The sequence below is a fragment of the Streptomyces glomeratus genome, assembly GCF_021462825.1.
Lineage (GTDB): Bacteria > Actinomycetota > Actinomycetes > Streptomycetales > Streptomycetaceae > Streptomyces > Streptomyces glomeratus.
This window is the reverse complement of the sequence record NZ_JAKEEB010000008.1, coordinates 64,235-82,529: the sequence shown is the minus strand read 5'-3', so window position 1 is coordinate 82,529 and position 18,295 is coordinate 64,235. Positions and strand designations below refer to the sequence as shown.

The 18,295-nt window shown below is 71.0% G+C and carries 16 protein-coding genes; all 16 read right to left on the bottom strand.

The genetic code is table 11. The features are described 5' to 3' along the window. Nucleotides 1-138: 138 nt before the first annotated feature. A complete protein-coding gene (locus LZ604_RS12050) occupies nucleotides 139-1,287 on the bottom strand; it encodes a DivIVA domain-containing protein (RefSeq protein ID WP_234515027.1) in 1,149 nt (382 codons plus the stop codon). Between the two features lie 52 nt (nucleotides 1,288-1,339). Next, the gene (locus LZ604_RS12045; protein WP_234515022.1) at nucleotides 1,340-1,630 is read right to left on the bottom strand and encodes a YggT family protein; all 291 of its coding nucleotides are present in this window, start codon (nucleotides 1,628-1,630) and stop codon (nucleotides 1,340-1,342) included. Nucleotides 1,631-1,680: 50 nt separating this feature from the next. Beyond that, the gene (locus LZ604_RS12040) at nucleotides 1,681-2,322 is read right to left on the bottom strand and encodes a cell division protein SepF (protein WP_234515020.1); all 642 of its coding nucleotides are present in this window, start codon (nucleotides 2,320-2,322) and stop codon (nucleotides 1,681-1,683) included. 129 nt (nucleotides 2,323-2,451) lie between these two features. Beyond that, nucleotides 2,452-3,171: a YggS family pyridoxal phosphate-dependent enzyme gene (locus LZ604_RS12035; RefSeq protein ID WP_234515018.1), complete on the bottom strand. Its 720-nt coding sequence runs from the start codon at nucleotides 3,169-3,171 to the stop codon at nucleotides 2,452-2,454. 6 nt (nucleotides 3,172-3,177) lie between these two features. Then, entirely contained in the window at nucleotides 3,178-3,906 is a 729-nt protein-coding gene (pgeF, locus tag LZ604_RS12030) for a peptidoglycan editing factor PgeF (protein WP_234515016.1), read from the bottom strand. Continuing rightward, nucleotides 3,903-5,096, bottom strand: a complete 1,194-nt coding sequence (gene ftsZ, locus LZ604_RS12025) for a cell division protein FtsZ (RefSeq protein WP_234515009.1) — start codon at nucleotides 5,094-5,096, stop codon at nucleotides 3,903-3,905. The genes pgeF and ftsZ overlap by 4 nt, the downstream gene beginning before the upstream one ends. 279 nt (nucleotides 5,097-5,375) lie before the next feature. Then, nucleotides 5,376-6,161 carry a cell division protein FtsQ/DivIB gene (locus LZ604_RS12020; protein WP_234515008.1) on the bottom strand — a complete coding sequence of 262 codons (786 nt, stop codon included), beginning with the start codon at nucleotides 6,159-6,161 and terminating at the stop codon, nucleotides 5,376-5,378. 90 nt (nucleotides 6,162-6,251) lie between these two features. Next, a complete protein-coding gene (murG, locus tag LZ604_RS12015) occupies nucleotides 6,252-7,346 on the bottom strand; it encodes an undecaprenyldiphospho-muramoylpentapeptide beta-N-acetylglucosaminyltransferase (protein ID WP_234515006.1) in 1,095 nt (364 codons plus the stop codon). A gap of 6 nt (nucleotides 7,347-7,352) precedes the next feature. Continuing rightward, the gene (gene ftsW, locus LZ604_RS12010; RefSeq protein ID WP_234515003.1) at nucleotides 7,353-8,711 is read right to left on the bottom strand and encodes a putative lipid II flippase FtsW; all 1,359 of its coding nucleotides are present in this window, start codon (nucleotides 8,709-8,711) and stop codon (nucleotides 7,353-7,355) included. Nucleotides 8,712-8,841: 130 nt separating this feature from the next. After that, the gene (murD, locus tag LZ604_RS12005; protein ID WP_234514994.1) at nucleotides 8,842-10,269 is read right to left on the bottom strand and encodes a UDP-N-acetylmuramoyl-L-alanine--D-glutamate ligase; all 1,428 of its coding nucleotides are present in this window, start codon (nucleotides 10,267-10,269) and stop codon (nucleotides 8,842-8,844) included. Then, on the bottom strand, nucleotides 10,251-11,324 hold the full coding sequence (gene mraY, locus LZ604_RS12000; protein WP_234514993.1) for a phospho-N-acetylmuramoyl-pentapeptide-transferase: 1,074 nt from the start codon (nucleotides 11,322-11,324) through the stop codon (nucleotides 10,251-10,253). Before mraY ends, murD begins: the two co-directional genes overlap by 19 nt. Then, nucleotides 11,321-12,736 (bottom strand): UDP-N-acetylmuramoyl-tripeptide--D-alanyl-D-alanine ligase, encoded by a 1,416-nt coding sequence (locus LZ604_RS11995; protein ID WP_234514992.1) that lies wholly within the window; start codon nucleotides 12,734-12,736, stop codon nucleotides 11,321-11,323. The genes mraY and LZ604_RS11995 overlap by 4 nt, the downstream gene beginning before the upstream one ends. Before the next feature lie 4 nt (nucleotides 12,737-12,740). Continuing rightward, nucleotides 12,741-14,270: a UDP-N-acetylmuramoyl-L-alanyl-D-glutamate--2,6-diaminopimelate ligase gene (locus LZ604_RS11990; RefSeq protein WP_234515174.1), complete on the bottom strand. Its 1,530-nt coding sequence runs from the start codon at nucleotides 14,268-14,270 to the stop codon at nucleotides 12,741-12,743. A 171-nt stretch (nucleotides 14,271-14,441) separates the two neighbouring features. Further along, complete coding sequence (locus LZ604_RS11985) at nucleotides 14,442-16,412, bottom strand: penicillin-binding transpeptidase domain-containing protein (RefSeq protein ID WP_308283579.1); 1,971 nt, start codon at nucleotides 16,410-16,412, stop codon at nucleotides 14,442-14,444. Between the two features lie 5 nt (nucleotides 16,413-16,417). After that, nucleotides 16,418-17,065 (bottom strand): cell division protein FtsL, encoded by a 648-nt coding sequence (gene ftsL / locus LZ604_RS11980; protein WP_234514990.1) that lies wholly within the window; start codon nucleotides 17,063-17,065, stop codon nucleotides 16,418-16,420. A gap of 66 nt (nucleotides 17,066-17,131) precedes the next feature. Continuing rightward, nucleotides 17,132-18,088 carry a 16S rRNA (cytosine(1402)-N(4))-methyltransferase RsmH gene (rsmH, locus tag LZ604_RS11975; protein ID WP_234514989.1) on the bottom strand — a complete coding sequence of 319 codons (957 nt, stop codon included), beginning with the start codon at nucleotides 18,086-18,088 and terminating at the stop codon, nucleotides 17,132-17,134. Between the last annotated feature and the right edge of the window lie 207 nt (nucleotides 18,089-18,295).

Below are 18,295 nucleotides of genomic sequence, written 5' to 3'. Positions count from 1 at the left end.
GCACGCACAACCGCTCCCACGGACGAACGGTTGGGGCAAAAACCCCGAACGCGCGTAGCACAAGGGCGGGGCCCCGGATCACTCGATCCGGGGCCCCGCCCTGAAAGGCTGCCGACACCTACGGCTGACTCATGGACGTCAGTTGTCGTCCTCGTCGATGAGGAACCCGCGCATCGGCGAGGGAGCCTGGCCCATCGGCGAGGGGCCCTGCGGACGCACCGGCGCCATCGGCTGGGTCATCGCCGGGGACATCTGCTGCTGACCGCCGTAGGACGGAGCGGACGGAGCCGGGGCACCACCCATCGTCTGGTTGCCGCCGTACGACGGGGCGCTCGCGCCCGCCGGAGCCATCGACGGCGCCGACGGCGACGGCAGGGACGCCGTGGCCGGGGTGCGCGGCGGGGCCAGCGAGTCGTCTGCCTGGGTCTCCAACTGGCGCAGCTGCGACTCCAGGTAGGACTTCAGACGGGTGCGGTACTCGCGCTCGAAGCCACGCAGGTCCTCGACCTTGCGCTCCAGCGTGGCGCGGGCGGACTCCAGGGAGCCCATCGCGACACGGTGCTTCTCCTGCGCGTCCCGCTCCAGGGCGTCGGCCTTGGCTCGGGCGTCGCGCTCCAGACCCTCGGCACGGCTGCGGGCCTCACCGACGATCTTGTTGGCCTCGGAGCGAGCCTCGGCGATCGCCTGGTCGGCGGTCTGCTGGGCAAGCGAGAGGACACGCGCGGCGCTGTCGCCGCCGGGGCCCTGACCGGGCATGCCCGGACCGCCCATGGGGCCGCCCATCGGACCGCCCATGGGGCCGCCCATCGGACCGCCCATCTGCTGCTGCATCGGGGGCTGACCCCCCATCGGCCCCTGACCCATCGGACCCTGGCCCATCGGGCCGGGCCCCTGGGGACCACCCTGACCGCCGCCGGGGCCGGCAGGCAGCTGCGGGGCACCGCTCGGCAGCTGGGGCGGGCCACCCATGGGGCCGCCCATCTGCTGCTGCGGCGGGCCCGATATCCCGGCGGGAACGGGCGCGCCGGGACCGCGCATGCCCTGCTGGGGCATCCCCTGCGGCTGGTCCTGCGGCTCCGGGGGTTTCCGCATGTTCTGCTGGTTCTGCGCGGCGGCGCGCGTCGCGGCGGCCAGCTTGGCGCGCAGATCCTCGTTCTCGCGGAGCAGACGGGTCAGTTCGGCTTCGACCTCGTCGAGGAAGGCATCGACCTCGTCCTCGTCATAGCCTTCTCGGAGGCGGACGGTCGTGAACTGCTTGTTCCGCACGTCCTCGGGGGTCAACGGCATCTCTTCACCTCAACGTAGTCATCGGCAGTCGGCAAGACCGTATCGTCCACATTCACCTCGCGAGATTGCCCACGATGGAGATCAGGATGTAGACGATGATCATCAGTACGAAGAAGGACAGGTCGAGCGCCACGCCCCCGAGACGCAGCGGCGGGATGAACCGCCGCAGAAGCTTCAGCGGTGGATCAGTGACAGTGTAGGTGGCCTCCAGAACGACCACCATCGCCTTGCCGGGTTGCCATGAGCGGGCGAACTGGAAGACGTAGTCCATGACCAACCGGAAAATCAGCACGACGAGGAAGCACATCAGCGCGATGTAGACAACCTCCAGGAACACGCCCATGATCCGTGCTTCCCTCTCCCCTGTTCCGTGCCTTTTTCCGGTGGTGCGTCTCAGCTCTGGTTGAAGAACCCGCCCTCTGCGATGCGGGCCTTGTCCTCCGCCGTGACATCGACGTTAGCAGGCGACAACAGGAACACCTTCTGCGTCACCCGCTCGATGCTGCCGTGAAGACCAAACACCAAACCGGCCGCAAAGTCGACAAGTCGCTTCGCATCTGTGTCGTCCATCTCAGTCAGATTCATGATCACCGGCGTGCCCTCACGGAAGTGTTCCCCGATGGTACGGGCCTCGTTGTAGGTCCGGGGGTGAAGCGTGGTGATCCGGTACGGCTCTCGTTCGGACACGACCTTGGGCATGATCACCGGTGCGTTCTTCTCCAGGCTCTGACGTTCTTGTGTGATGGATGCCACGGGAGCGATCCGGGCGGGACGCCCGGATTCCGCGGGCAGCGAAGGGGAATGGGACACCGGATCGCGCTGCGCCGGCGGCTGCACCACTCGTACCGATTCGTCCCGTTGGGGCTGAAGTGCCTGGTGCGATTGGTGAGACGGCTCGTGCCGCCTGCGGTCCCGTTCCGGTTCCGGGTCGAGCTCGGGCTCGAAGTCGTCGTCGGGATCGAATCCCCGGCCGTCGTACCCATCGTCCTCCACGAGGCCGAGGTAGACCGCCATCTTGCGCATCGCGCCGGCCATGCTCTGAGTCCTCCGCTCTGTGGTGGATCGGCTGACGACTGCCAAGTCCCCGCGATCCACGAGGTCGTTTCGCCCGCCTATCAGCGGTAATGACCATATTTTCTGCTGTGGTCCGACTTCTTGGCGACGTTACCCGAGCCTGGGGCGGACTCCGAGTACCGCGGTGCCGACGCGCACATGTGTCGCCCCGGCGGCCACGGCCTGCTCGAGGTCCGCACTCATCCCTGCCGAGACCATGGTTGCAGCCGGATGGGCTCGGCGCAGGTCGGTCGACAAATCCATCAACCGCTCGAACGCCGCCTGTTGACGCCCCGCATACTCCCCGGTGAGCGGGGCTACGGTCATCAGGCCGTCCAGCCGCAGTCCCGGGGCGTTCGCGACGAGGTCGCCCAACTCTTCGATTCCCTCGGGCGCCACTCCGCCCCGCTCCCCTCGCCCGCCCTCGCCCGCGTCCAGCGCGACCTGGATCAGGCAGCCGACCTCGCGCCCGGCCCGCACGGCCTCCCTCGACAGCGTCGTGACGAGCCGGGAACGATCGACGGACTGCACAAGACCCGCATAACCGACCACGGAGCGCACCTTGTTGGTCTGCAACTGGCCGACAAAGTGCCAGGTAAGCGGCAGATCCGAGCATGCCGCCGCCTTGGGCGCCGCGTCCTGGTCGCGGTTCTCGGCGACGTCGCGCACACCGAGTTCCGACAGAATCCGCACATCACCGGCGGGATAGGTCTTGGTGACCACGATCAGGGTCACCTCCTCCCGCTTGCGCCCGGCGGCCCGGCAGGCGGCCGCAATGCGCTCCTCGACCTGCGCGAGATTCGCGGAGATTTGTTGCTTACGGTCCGTCATGCCCCATCAGTCCAGCCAGACATAGCCCGCGAGCCGTCCCGTGGAACGGTCGCGGCGGTACGAGAAGTGATCGCCCGACTCGAGTGTGCACACCGGCGACTGCGCCCGGTCGCGCACCCCGAGCCGTTCGAGCTGCGCGTGCACGCCGGCGGTCACATCGACCGCGGGAGTGCCCCAGCTCGTCTCGGCGTGCGCCGTCGGCTCGACGGCGGACACCTCGGCGCGCATCGCCTCCGGCACCTCGTAGCACCGGCCGCAGACCGCGGGTCCCGTGCGGGCGACGATCCTGGACGGCTCGGCGCCCAGTTCCATCATCGCGCGGACGGCTGCGGGGACCACACCGGCGACCATGCCGGGCCGGCCCGCATGGACGGCGGCCACGACCCCGGCGACGGGGTCGGCCAGCAGGACGGGCGTGCAGTCGGCGGTGAGCACGGCGAGGGCGAGGCCGCGCCGTGCGGTGACGACCGCGTCGACCTCGGGCACCGGCCTCGCACCCCACGGCTCGTCGACCACGGCCACGTCCCGGCCGTGCACCTGGTTCATCCAGACCACCCGGGCGGGGTCGAGCCCGAGCGACTTCGCAGCCAGCTCCCGGTTGGTCCCCACGGCCTCGGGGTCGTCGCCGACCGCACCGCCGAGATTGAGCTCCTCGTACGGAGCGGCGCTCACCCCGCCCCACCGGTCGGTGAAGGCGAAGTGCGCGCCGCTCGCGGTGTCGCGCTGTCCTATCACTTGAGGAAGTCCGGCACGTCCAGCTCCTCGGCCGCGCTGTCCGAGTAGGTCCGCGACGGCGGGATGGGCGGCGGGGAGACCGGGAGCTCGCTCACGGGCTCCGGGGCGGGCTCCGGCGCCTCCTTGGGGGTGACGCTGCCGAGCGAGCCGAAGGACGGACGGCTCTCGGCGGGGCGCGCCGGCGTGGGCTCCTCGCGCCGCGCCGCGGACGAGCCGAGGACGTTCTCCCGCTTGGCCGGGGGCTGGCCGCCGTCGAAGCCGGCGGCGATCACGGTGACCCGCACCTCGTCGCCGAGGGCGTCGTCGATCACGGCGCCGAAGATGATGTTGGCCTCGGGGTGCGCGGCCTCGCTCACCAGCTGGGCGGCCTCGTTGATCTCGAAGAGGCCGAGGTCGGAGCCGCCGGAGATGGACAGCAGCACACCGCGGGCGCCGTCGATGGACGCTTCGAGCAGCGGCGAGGAGATCGCCATCTCGGCCGCGGCCACCGCGCGGTCGTCGCCGCGGGCCGAGCCGATGCCCATGAGGGCGGAACCGGCCTCGGACATCACGGACTTCACGTCGGCGAAGTCCAGGTTGATCAGGCCGGGGGTGGTGATGAGGTCGGTGATGCCCTGAACACCGGAGAGCAGGACCTGGTCCGCCGACTTGAAGGCGTCGAGGACGGAGACCTGGCGGTCCGAGATGGACAGCAGCCGGTCGTTCGGGATGACGATGAGGGTGTCGACCTCTTCGCGGAGCTCGGCGATGCCGTCCTCGGCCTGGTTGGCACGGCGCCGTCCCTCGAAGGTGAACGGGCGCGTGACCACGCCGATGGTGAGGGCGCCCAGCGAGCGCGCGATGTTGGCCACCACGGGCGCGCCGCCGGTACCGGTGCCGCCGCCTTCACCGGCCGTCACGAAGACCATGTCGGCCCCCTTGAGGACCTCCTCGATCTCCTCGCGGTGGTCCTCGGCGGCCTTGCGGCCGACGGCCGGGTTGGCGCCGGCGCCCAGTCCGCGGGTGAGTTCACGGCCGACGTCGAGCTTGACGTCGGCGTCGCTCATCAACAGAGCTTGCGCGTCGGTGTTGATGGCGATGAACTCGACGCCTTTGAGACCGACCTCGATCATCCGGTTGATGGCATTGACACCACCGCCGCCGACACCGATGACCTTGATGACTGCGAGGTAGTTCTGCGGTGCTGCCACGTCGAAGGCCTCTCGCCTCGAATTACGTTGCCGTCGCCCCACGGGTGCCCCGCGGTCCGACGGCAGATGCCGAATGGGACGGTCCGAACGCCGACCCGAACCCTCACCCTGAAGTTTAGGGTTACCAGTGTGTCTGTTCCTTGGACTCTTCCGAACAGGACACTAAGTCGACAAGTGGCGCACGTACAACGAACACGCCGAACCTCCCGTTTTTCTTTTCACCCTATGTGATCAGCCGTAGCAGTGCCCAACCAGGGTGCTGGCCTGCGCTGATGTGCGTCAACTCCCCGATGACGCAGGGGCGGTGGGAACACTCACGTCGAAGTGACGGGCATGGGGGGCGGCTTTCATCAGCGCCGTCAGCGTCACCGCTTTCGCACGGCCCTTCTCCCCGCTGCCCCACAGCACATCCCGGCCGTCGCCCAGTTCCAGCGAGATGGAGTCGTAGGTACGGACCTTGACGGTCCGGGTGTCACGGGCGACGGCGGCCGGGACGGCCTGGGCGACGCGGACCGCCTCGCGCACCAGCCGGTCGGTGCCGAAGCGCCGGGGACCGGCCGAAGGGGGCGGGGCCAGCTCCAGTGCGGGGACGCCCTTCGGGGCCTGCGCCACCGTGGCGAACCGCACGCCTTCCCGGTCCACTTCGTCGAACTTCGCGCCGTTACGGATGAGCAGAACCGGAGTACGTTCCGTCACGTTCAGTCCGATCCCGTGGGGCCAGGAACGGACGACGTCCACCGCGTCGAGACGGGGCAGTTTCCGGCGCAGACGAGCCCCGATCACATCGGTGTCGAGGGAGATCAGGGGCGTGCCGAGCCGCACGCCGGCCGCCTCGCGCACCTGCGCCGGGGTCAGCACCCGGGTCCCGGAGACGGAGATCCGCTGAACGCGCAGCCACGGGGAGCCGTACAGAAGCCAGATGACGCCGCCGCTCGCCAACACCGCCACCAGCAAAAGGATGATGAGCATACGAAGGCGCCGAAGTCGCCCGCGCCGGGGCGGCAGGGGCGGGCCGGACTCCCCCTGCCGTCGTCTGCCGCGGTCGGCGGTCGTCGGTCCGGCCACGCACCCTCCTCGTTCCTGGCCCGGTTCTCCCCCGGCCTTCGGCCGGGGGCACCCCCACCGGGGTGCCCCTTCGGCTCACGCGCCCATGCGTTACTGGTGCCGGCGCGAGGCGATCGCCTCGTACACCATGCCGACGAGCAGGTCGTCGGCGTCCCGGCGGCCGAACTCGCCGGCGGCACGGGACATCTGGTACAGACGGTGCGGATCGGCGAGCACGGGCAGGACGTTCTGCTGGACCCACTCGGGGGTCAGTTCCGCGTCGTCGACCAGCAGTCCGCCACCGGCCTTGACCACCGGCTGGGCGTTCAGCCGCTGTTCGCCGTTGCCGATCGGCAGCGGGACGTACGCGGCCGGGAGCCCGACGGCGGACAGCTCGGCGACGGTCATCGCGCCCGCGCGGCAGAGCATCATGTCGGCCGCGGCGTACGCGAGGTCCATCCGGTCCACGTACGGTACCGGGATATAGGGGGGCATCCCCGGCATCTGGTGCACCTGCGGCAGTTCGTTCTTGGGGCCGACCGCGTGCAGGATCTGGATGCCGGACTGCTGGAGGTACGGGGCGACCTGCTGGACCACCTCGTTGAGCCGGCGTGCGCCCTGCGAACCGCCGGACACCAGCAGCGTCGGCAGGTTCGGGTCGAGTCCGAACGCGGCGCGGGCCTCCGGGCGCACGGCGGCGCGGTCCAGGGTGGCGATGGAGCGGCGCAGCGGGATGCCGATGTAGCGGGCGCCGCGCAGCTTGCTGTCCGGCGTGGAGACGGCGACCTGGGCCGCGTACCGCGAGCCGATCTTGTTGGCCAGGCCGGGCCGCGCATTGGCCTCGTGGATCACGATCGGCACGCCGAGGCGCTTGGCGGCCAGATAGCCGGGCAACGCCACATAGCCGCCGAAACCGACGACGGCGTCCGCCTTGGTGCGCTCCAGGATCTGCTCGGCCGCCTTGATCGTGCCGCGCAGCCGCCCGGGAACGGTGATCAGCTCGGGGGTCGGCTTGCGCGGCAGGGGGACCGCGGGGATCAGCGCGAGCTCATAGCCCCGCTCGGGAACGAGCCGGGTCTCCAGGCCGCGCTCCGTGCCCAGGGCCGTGATCCCCACGGTCGGATCCTGCCTGCGCAGGGCGTCCGCGAGGGCGAGCGCGGGCTCGATGTGGCCGGCGGTCCCCCCACCGGCGAGTACGACATGCACCGAAATTCACCGCTCTCCGGACGAACGCGCCACCGAGGCGCGCCGTCGCATCGTGTTCCATCTCCGAGGCCCCCGGTCAGACACAGAGCCTCCCGCCCGCTTTCTACCAAAGCGAGGTTGCCTCAGCGCAAGCGCCGCCCGCGCACCGGGCTCGTCACGCGCGAAGGCGATCAGCAGACCGATGGCGAACATGGTCGGCAGCAGGGCGGATCCTCCGTAGGAGAACAGCGGGAGCGGGACGCCTGCGATCGGCAGCAGACCGAGCACCGCGCCGATGTTGATCACCGCCTGCGCGGTGATCCAGGTCGTCACGCCTCCCGCGGCATACCTCACGAAGGGGTCCTCCGTGCGTCCGGCCACGCGGATACCCGCATAGCCTAGAGCCGCGAACAGGGCGAGCACCGACAGTGTCCCCGCGAGGCCCAGTTCCTCACCGGTGACGGCGAAGATGAAGTCGGTGTGCGCCTCGGGGAGTTGGCCCCATTTCTCCACGCTGGCGCCGAGGCCGGAGCCGAAGATTCCGCCCGACGCGAGCGCATAGATGCCGTGCACGCCCTGCCAGCAGATGTCGTTCGGTCCCGGGTCGGTGGCGCCGATACAGGCGAGCCGGTTCAAGCGGTGCGGACTGGTCTCGATGGCGATGGCGCCGAGCACCAGGGCGACGGTCAGCACCCCGGCGAACAGCCGCGTGGGCGCGCCGGCCAGCCACAGCAGCCCGAAAAGGATCGCCGTGAGGATGATCGTCGTACCCATGTCCCCGCCCAGCATGATCAGCCCGAGCAGCATGAACGTCACGGGGACCAGCGGCACCAGCATGTGCTTCCACTGCGCGAGCAGCCGCTTGTCCTGCTTGCGGGCGATCAGGTCGGCTCCCCACAGCACGAGGGCGAGCTTGCCGAACTCACTGGGCTGGATCTGGAAGGAGCCGCCGAGCGAGATCCAGTTCTGGTTGCCGTTGACCGCCACCCCTATCCCCGGCACCTGCACCATGACCAGCAGGAAGACGGCTCCCGCGAGGATCGGATAGGCCAGCGCCCGGTGCAGTTTCACGGGCATCCGTGAGGCGAGGAGCAGCAGCAGGGCGCCGAGGGACGCCGCGAGGAACTGCTTGCGGAAGAAGTACGAACCGGGCAGCGACATCTGCAGTGCGGTGATCTGCGAGGCCGAGTAGACCATCACCAGACCCAGCACGGTGATCAGCAGACTGCCGCCGAGGATCAGGTAGTAGGCGGTCAGCGGCCGGTCCCAGGCGCGCCGCGCCCGTGTGACGAGCCGGGCGACCGGACTCTCCCGCGAGGGCCGGTCGCCGGAGGGCCGCTTGGGGGCGCGCTGGGCGGGCGGACGGCTTGTTCGGCTACTGGGCATCGACGCTCACCTCCCTGCCGTGGCGCGGCACCGTGTCGTCGGCGCAAACCGTCGGCGACGCCCCGGCCACATCCGAGTCACGCGTCCCTCCAAAGGGTCCCGAAGCACCCGCCGTGGCCGAGCCCCGCCGTCAGGCGCCGGCGGCGCCGAGTTCGCGCACCGCCTCCGCGAAGGCATCACCGCGCTGGTTGTAGTTGGCGAACATGTCCATGGAGGCACAGGCCGGCGCCAGCAACACGGTGTCGCCCGCCCCGGCCAGCCGTCGTGCCTCCCGCACAGCCGCACGCATCGCCCCAGTGTCGGTCCGTTCGAGGTCGACGACGGGTACTTCGGGCGCGTGTCGCGCGAGGGCTTCACGGATCAGCGCGCGGTCCGCGCCGATGAGCACCACACCCTTCAGCCGCTTCGCGGCCCCAGCGACCAGTTCGTCGAACGTGGCGCCCTTGGCGAGGCCGCCCGCGATCCACACGATCGACTCGTACGCCGCCAACGAGGCTTCCGCGGCATGCGTGTTGGTGGCCTTGGAGTCGTCGATGTACGCGACCCCGTCCACGTCCGCCACATGCGCGATGCGGTGTGCGTCCGGGGTGAAGGACCGCAGACCGTCCCGTACGGCCTGGGCGGGCACCCCGAAGGCGCGCGCGAGGGCGGCGGCGGCGAGGGCGTTGGCCACGTTGTGCGGGGCCGGCGGGTTCACGTCGGAGACCTCGGCGAGTTCCTGCGCGTTCTTGTGCCGGTGCTCGACGAAGGCACGGTCGACCAGGATGCCGTCCACGACGCCGAGTTGGGAGGGCGCGGGTGTGCCCAGCGTGAAGCCGATGGCCCGGCAGCCCTCCTCGACATCCGCCTCGCGCACCAGGTCCTCGGTGGCCTTGTCGGCGACGTTGTAGACGCAGGCGACCCGATTGCCCTCGTAGACACGGCCCTTGTCGGCGGCGTACGCCTCCATGGAGCCGTGCCAGTCCAGGTGGTCGGGCGCCAGGTTGAGCACCGCGGCGGAGTGGGCGCGCAGGGACGGCGCCCAGTGAAGCTGGTAGCTCGACAACTCCACGGCCAGAACGTCGTACTGCTCCTCGCCGAGGACGACGTCCAGCAGCGAGACCCCGATGTTGCCGACGGCGGCCGTGCGCAGGCCCGCGGCCTTCAGGATGGAGGCGAGCATCTGCACGGTCGTGGTCTTGCCGTTGGTGCCCGTGACCGCGAGCCAGGGGGCCGCGTCGGGCCCGCGCAGCTGCCATGCCAGCTCGACGTCGCCCCACACCGGGACGCCTGCCTCGGCCGCGGCCGCGAACAGCGGCTTGTCGGGCTTCCAGCCGGGCGCGGTGACGATCAGCTCGGTGCCCTCGGGCAGGGTGGCACCGTCACCGAGGCGCACGGTGACGCCGAGCGCCCGAAGCTCCGCGGCCTGCGCCCGGGCCCGCTCGTCGTCGCCGTCGTTGACGACGGTCACGACCGCGCCGAGCCCGTGCAGCACCTTGGCCGCCGGGACGCCGGAGACGCCGAGTCCCGCGACGGTGACGTGCTTGCCCTGCCAGTCGGTCACTTTTCCGCTGCCCATCCCGCGTAGAAGATGCCAAGTCCCACGATCACGCAGATGCCCTGAATGATCCAGAAGCGGACCACGACAAGTACCTCGGACCAGCCCTTCAGCTCGAAGTGATGCTGGAGCGGGGCCATCCGGAAGACGCGCTTTCCGGTCAGCCGGAACGAGCCGACCTGGATGACCACCGACATGGTGATCAGGACGAAGAGACCGCCCAGCAGCGCGAGCAGCAGCTCGGTGCGGGAGCAGATCGCGAGACCGGCGAGCGCACCGCCCAGGGCCAGCGAACCCGTGTCACCCATGAAGATCTTGGCGGGCGAGGTGTTCCACCACAGGAAGCCGAGGCAGGCACCCATCAGCGCGGAGGAGACGACCGCCAGGTCGAGCGGGTCGCGTACCTCGTAGCAGGCGGCCGGGTTGGTCAGGGTCTGCGCGTTGGCGCAGGACTCCTGGAACTGCCAGACGCCGATGAACGTGTACGCGCCGAAGACGAGCACGGAGGCGCCGGTGGCGAGGCCGTCGAGACCGTCGGTGAGGTTCACGCCGTTCGACATGGCGAGGATCATGAAGATCGCCCAGACCACGAAGAGCACCGGGCCGATGGTCCAGCCGAAGTCCTGCACGAAGGAGAGCTTGGTGGAGGCCGGGGTGTTGCCGCGCGCGTCGGCGAACTGCAGCGCCAGCACGGCGAAGGCGATGCCGACGATCAGCTGGCCGGCCATCTTCGCCTTGGCCCGCAGACCGAGCGAACGCCGCTTGACGATCTTGATGTAGTCGTCGAGGAAGCCGACCAGGCCCATGCCGGCCATCAGGCCGAGCACCAGCACGCCGGAGAAGGTCGGCGGCTTGCCGGTGATCACCTTGGACAGGAAGTACGCGGCGATCGTCGCCAGGATGAAGGCGATACCACCCATGGTCGGCGTACCGCGCTTGCTGTGGTGCTCGCGCGGGCCGTCGTCGCGGATGTACTGGCCGTATCCCTTGCGGGCCAGCAGCTTGATCAGCAGCGGGGTGCCGATCAGAGTGAAAAAGAGGCCAATGACTCCTGCGAACAGGATCTGCTTCATCATCGGGCGGCAACCTCACCCTCGGCACCGGTCTCGAGCAGCGCCTGCGCCACGCTCTCGAGCCCGACCGACCGGGACGCCTTCACGAGTACGACGTCTCCCGGGCGCAACTCGCTGCGCAACAGGTCGACCGCCGCCTGTGCGTCGGACACGTGCACCGACTCCTCACCCCACGAACCCTCGTTATATGCGCCCAGTTGCAGCCAGGACGCTTCCCTGTCCCCGACCGCGACGAGCTTGCTGACGTTGAGCCGGACGGCCAGCCGCCCGACCGCGTCGTGCTCGGCGAGCGCCTCGTCCCCGAGCTCGGCCATCTTGCCGAGTACCGCCCACGTCCGCCGGCCCTTGCCCATGGCTGCCAGCGCGCGCAGGGCGGCCCGCATGGACTCGGGATTCGCGTTGTAGGCATCGTTGACGATCGTCACGCCGTCCGGGCGCTCGGTGACCTCCATACGCCAGCGGGAGAGGGAGCCCGCCTCGGAGAGCGCGGTGGCGATCTCTTCCGCGGACATGCCCAGCTCATGGGCGACGGCGGCCGCGGCGAGCGCGTTCGACACGTGGTGCTCACCGTACAGGCGCATGGTCACATCGCTGCACCCGGAGGGTGTGTGAAGGCTGAAGGCGGGCTGTCCGCTGTCCGTGAGTCGCACGTTCTCGGCGCGTACGTCCGCTTCGCCGGACTCTCCGAAAAGGATCACCTTCGCCTTCGTACGGGACGCCATGGCGCGTACGAGCGGATCGTCGGCGTTGAGGACGGCGACACCGCCCTCGTCCTTGGAGGGCAGGCTCTCGACCAGTTCGCCCTTGGCCTGTGCGATCTGCTCCCGGCCGCCGAACTCGCCGATATGGGCGGTGCCCACATTGAGCACCAGGCCGATCCTCGGCGGGGTCAGGCCGGTGAGGTAGCGGATGTGGCCGACGCCGCGGGCGCCCATCTCCAGGACGAGGAACCTGGTCTCCTCGGTGGCGCTGAGAGCGGTCAGCGGCAGCCCGATCTCGTTGTTGAGCGAGCCGGGCGTCCACACGGTCGGCGCCTTGTGCTGGAGCACCTGGGCGATGAGGTCCTTGGTGCTGGTCTTGCCCGCGGAGCCGGTGAGCGCCACGAGGGTGGCCCCGAGGCGCTCCACGACATGGCGGGCGAGGGCGCCGAGGGCGGCCTGGACATCGTCCACGACGATCGCGGGCACGCCGACGGGGCGGGACGCCAGCACGGCGACGGCACCCTCCCGGACGACCGCCTGCGCGAAGTCGTGCCCGTCCACGCGTTCGCCGACGAAGGCGACGAAGAGGCTGCCGGGCTCCACCTCGCGGGAGTCCCGGACCACGGGCCCGGTGACCTGGACGGACGTATCCGGTATGTCATGCGTCTGCCCGCCGACGGCTTCTGCGATCTCGGCGAGGGAGAGGGCGATCACAAGTTCATCCCTGGGTCTGCTGGATAGCTTCGCGAAGCACCTGGCGGTCGTCGAACGGACGGACCACCCCGGCGATGTCCTGGCCCTGCTCGTGGCCCTTGCCCGCGACCAGCACCGTGTCCCCGGGCCGCGCGCGGGCGACGGCGGCGGCGATGGCGGCGGCCCGGTCCTCGAAGACCTGGACCTCGCCGCGCTCGTGCGCGGGCACGGACGCCGCGCCCTGGAGCATGGTGGCGAGGATCGCCAGGGGGTCCTCGGAGCGGGGGTTGTCGGAGGTCAGCACGGCCGTGTCCGCGAGCCGGGCGGCGGCGGCCCCCATCGGGGCGCGCTTGGTGGTGTCCCGGTCGCCGCCGCAGCCGAGCACCACGTGCAGCCTGCCCTCGGTGACCTTGCGCAGGGCGCGCAGCACCGACTCGACGGCGTCGGTCTTGTGGGCGTAGTCCACGACGGCGAGGTAGGGCTGCCCGGCGTCCACACGCTCCAGGCGCCCCGGGACGCCCGGCACGGCGGCGACGCCGTCGGCCGCGGTCTGCGGGTCCAGACCGGCCTCGGCGAGGGCGACGATCGCGGCGAGGGTGTTCGCCACGTTGAAGGGACCGGGCAGCGGTGACTTCGCCGCGATCCGCTGCTCCTTCGGGCCGACCACGGTGAACGTGGCGTCGAGCGGGCCGATCCGCACGTCCTGGGCCCGCCAGTCGGCGTCCGGGTGGCCCTCGGCCGAGAAGGTGACGACCGGGACGCCGGCCTCCTTCACCAGCCGGCGGCCGTACTCGTCGTCGAGGTTCACGACACCGCGCCGGCTGCGTTTCTCGGTGAACAGCTGCGCCTTGGCCCGGTAGTAGTCCTCCATGTCGGAGTGGAACTCCATGTGTTCCGGGCTGAGGTTGGTGAAGACGGCGATGTCGAAGACGCAGCCGTCGACGCGGCCGAGGACCAGCGCGTGGCTGGAGACCTCCATGGCGACGGCCTCGACCCCGCGCTCCCGCATGACCGCGAAGAGGGCCTGGAGGTCGGTGGCCTCGGGGGTGGTGCGCTCGGACTTGATGCGTTCGTCGCCGATGCGCATCTCGACGGTGCCGATCAGTCCGGTGGAACGGACCGTTCGCAGACCGCCCTCGACGAGGTACGCGGTCGTGGTCTTGCCGGAGGTGCCGGTGATGCCGATCTGGAGCAGGTCGCGGCCCGGACGGCCGTAGATCGCGGCCGCCAGCTCTCCCATCCGTGCCCGCGGGTCGTCGGCCACCAGGACCGGCAGTCCGGTGGCGGCGGCGCGCTCGGCGCCCGTCGGGTCGGTCAGCACGGCGGCCGCGCCCAGACCGGCGGCCTGGGTGACGAAATCGGCGCCGTGCAGGCGGGCCCCGGGCAGGGCGGCGTACAGGTCGCCGGGGCGGACGGCGCGCGAGTCGTGGGTGATGCCGGTGACCTCGACCGCGCCGGCCGGGGCCTCGTGGGCGGTGGCACCCAGCTGATCGGCGAGCTCCGCCAGGGGTACGGCGGAGACATGAACCGGTCGCGGCGGTCCCGGGTATGTCACGGAAGCGGCCTTGTGGGTGGTTTGGGACTGATCAGCGTGTGGCACGGCGGTGAGCGTACCGGGCGTACCCGGGGTGGGGCGAAGTGAGGGCCGATGCGGGGTGTGGTTCCCGGGGCCGGGAGTGATCGTTGTCACGAGACTGGTTCCTGGTCGGTCTTTCCGTGGTGCCGATCACGGGGTGAACGTGACGGGCAGGTTCGCGGCCTCGGACCCGGTGGGTGGGACCTGGAGGGTCTTCAGGGAGAACTCCATGACCTGCTTGAAGATGGGACCGCAGATCTGGCCGCCGTAGTAGCTGCCCTTGGTGGCGTTCTGGATGGCGCAGTAGACGGTGACGCGGGGGTTGTCCGCGGGGGCGAACCCGGCGAAGGAGGACGTGTAACCGCGGTACTTGCCGGTGGCCGGATCCACGCGGTTGGCCGTACCCGTCTTACCCGCGACCCGGTACCCGGGGATGCGCGCCTTGATGCCCGTTCCCTGCTCGTCGTCCACGACGGACTCCAGCATCTGGGCGAGGGTCTTGGCCGTCTTCGCGCTGACGACCCGGGTCTCCTCGGGGTCCGGGGCCCTGGTGAAGCGGCCGTCCGGGCCCTTGGTGCCGCGCACCAGGGTGGGCTGGACGCGGACGCCGCCGTTGGCGATGGTCGAGTAGACCGACGCGGCCTGCACCGCGTTGATCGACACGCCCTGGCCGAAAGGAATCGTGTACTGCTGGGACGTCGACCATCTGCCGGGCGGCGCGAGGATGCCCTTGGTCTCGCCCGGGAACCCGAGTCCGGTGGAGCCGCCGATGCCGAACTTGCGCAGATATGAGTAGAGGACCTGGTTGGCCGCCTCCTGGGTCTTGCCGAGCTGGCCGGCCGCCAGGATGGTGCCGATGTTGCTGGACTTGGCCAGCACGCCGTTGAGCGTGAGGTACCAGGTCGCGTGGTCGATGTCGTCCGCGAACAGCCGGTCGCCGCGGTGCAGCCGGTTGGGCACCGTGACATGGGTCATCGGGGTGGCGGCGTTCTCCTGGAGCACGGCGGCCATCGTCATGACCTTGGCGGTGGAGCCGGGCTCGTACGCGTCCTGGAGGGCCGCGTTTCCGAGCGCCGCCGGACTGGCCTTGGACAGGTCGTTCGGATCGAAGCCGGGCGAGTCCGCCATGGCCAGGATCTGCCCGGTGCGGGTGTCCTGCACCACGACGTATCCGCGGTCCGCCTTGGACTTGCGCACCTGCTCGGAGATGGCGTTCTGGGCGGCCCACTGGATGTCGCGGTCGATGGTCAGCTCCACGTCGGTGCCGGCCACGGCGGGGGTCTCGGCGGAGCCCGCGGTCGGCACCAGCCGGCCGCCCGACTGGGCGTAGCGGATCTTTCCGTCCTTGCCGGCCAGTTCCTTGTTCAGCTGCTGCTCGATGCCTCCTCCGCCCTTGCCTTCGGCGTTGACCCAGCCCAGGATCCCGGCGGCGAGGTCGCCATTGGGGTAGACGCGCTTGCTGGTGGGCTCGGCGAGGACGCCGGCGAGCACGTTGACCGTGGTCCGGTCGGTTTCCGCCTTGGCCGCGAGCGTGTTCTTCAGGTCCTTGATCTGGTTCCAGACCTGGGGGGTCTGGCGGTGGGCCAGGAGGACGTAGCGGGTGTGCGGGGCCCTCAGCTTCCTGGCGACCGCGGCGGTGTCCTGGCCGATGATCGGGGCGAGGAGCGCGGCGGCCTGCTCGGGGGCGTCGGGCGTCCTGGTGGCCTCCCGGGTGAACAGCGTGGGGTCGGCGGTGATGTCGTACGCGTCCACGCTGGTCGCCAGCTCGACTCCGGCGCGGTCGGTGATCTCGCCGCGTACGGCGGCCAGGGTGCGGCCCACATAGCGGTTCTGGTCCGCTTTGGCGGCGTAGGCGCTCGCGTCCACGGCCTGCACCTGGAGCAGCCGTACGACGAAGACGACCATCACCAGGGTCAGGGCCAGCCCGACCAGACGCAGCCGGGGGCGGGGGCTGCCGAGCCGGATGCCGTGGGGGGCGGGTCCGCGGGACGGGGCCGGACGGCGCGCGGGGCGGGCGCCGGGGCCGGGGCGGGCTCCGGAGCCGGGGCGGCGCCGGGCGTCGGGGCGCACGGGCCGGGCGGGGCCGGGCACACGGCGGCGCGGCGGTTCCCTGTCGGACACTTCCGTCACCTGCCGGGAGTCGGGGAGGGATGTGCGGGCGGGGTGGAGCGCGCGGTCGCGGAGCGGGCCGCCGAGGGAGTGGCCGGGGACGGCTGCGCCGGCGTACTCGGGGAGGACGGCGCCGTGGTGCCTGTGGAGGACGGCGCGGTGGTGCCTGTGGAGGACGGCGCGGTGGTGCCTGTGGAGGACGGCGCGGTGGTGCCCGGGGACGGCTGCGCCGTGGCCTCCGGGTAGGGGCTGAGCACTTCGGGCGGGCGCGGCGCCTCGGTACCGGCCGCGGCCTGCTGGGCGGCGGCCGAGGGGACGCCCTTGACGGTGCCGTCGGGGTTGAGGAACGCGGGGTCGCCGCCGGGGACCATGCCGAGTTCCCGGGCGCGGCGCTGGAGGGCGTCCGGGGCCGCGTAGGCGTCCACGTCCCGCTGGAGGGCCTGCTCCTCGTCGGTGAGGTTCTTGGTCTGCCGCTGAAGGTCGTCGAGCTTGAAGGCGCCCTCACTGAGCGCCGAGTTCAGCACCAGGAGCCCGATGAGCCCGCCCCCGAGCAGCAGGACGACGAGCAGCACGAAGGGGGTACGGGCGGCGCCGCGGCGACCGCCGGCCGGGATGAGGCGCGCGAGCCGGGCGGCCCGCCCCTTGAGTTCGGGTGTCCTGCTCACACAGCCTCCCGTGCGCCCGGGCGTCCCGCGGCCGTTCCGTTCACTCGCCCACCCCTTTCGTCAGGCTCACTCGGCGTCCTCCCGGACGCGCTCGGCGCCGCGCAGGCGTGCCGGGGCCGCGCGGCGGTTCTCGGCGACCTCCTCCTCGGTGGGAAGTTCGGCACCGCGTGTGAGGAGCTTGAGCCGGGGCTGGTGGTGTTCGGGGACGACCGGGAGCCCGGGGGGCGCGGTGGTCGCGGCGCCCGCCGCGAACACCTGCTTGACCAGGCGGTCTTCGAGTGAGTGGTAGGAGAGGACGGCGATCCGCCCCCCGACGGCGAGGGCCTTCACGGCCGCGGGGATCGCCCTCTCCAGGACGGCGAGTTCACCGTTGACCTCGATGCGCAGCGCCTGGAAGGTGCGCTTGGCCGGATTGCCGCCGGTCCGCTTGGCGGCCTGCGGCAGGGCGTCCCTGATCAGCTCCACGAGCCGTGCGCTGGTGGTGAACGGCTCCTTCTCGCGCTCGCGCACGATCGCGGCCACGATCCGCTTGGCCTGTTTCTCCTCCCCGTAGGCCCGCAGGATCCGCACGAGCTCGCCCGGCGGGTAGGTGTTGAGGACCTCGGCGGCGCTGACGCCCGTCGTCTGGTCCATGCGCATGTCGAGCGGGGCGTCCTGCGCGTACGCGAAGCCGCGCTCCGCCTCGTCGAGTTGCATGGAGGAGACGCCGAGGTCGAAGAGCACTCCCTGGACGCGTGGCAGGCCGAGCCGGTCGAGCACCTCGGGGAGTTCGTCGTAGACGGCGTGCACCAGTGTGGCGCGCTCCCCGAAGGGGGCGAGCCGCTCCCCGGACAGGCGCAGGGCCTCCTTGTCGCGGTCGAGGGCCACGAGCCGTGCCCCGGGGAACCGCGTCAGCAGCGCTTCGCTGTGGCCGCCGAGCCCGAGGGTGCAGTCGACGACGACGGCCCCCGGCTCGGCGAGGGCCGGGGCCAGCATGTCCAGACACTGCCGGAGCATGACGGGCACGTGTCGACTCTTGCTCAAGGGGGCCTCTCAGATCCGGCGCGCCGGTCCGCACGGCCGGCCGGCCGCCCTCCCCGGACGACGCTGGGGACGCCCCCGTGAAGAAGTGGCCAGCCGGCGCCGGAAGCGTCAGCCGACCGGGAGCGGGAGGAGGCCGAGCCGTACGTACGCGCCGCGCACGCGGGGAGAAGCCGGCGCACGGCCGGCGTCTCCTGGGTGAACAGTCCG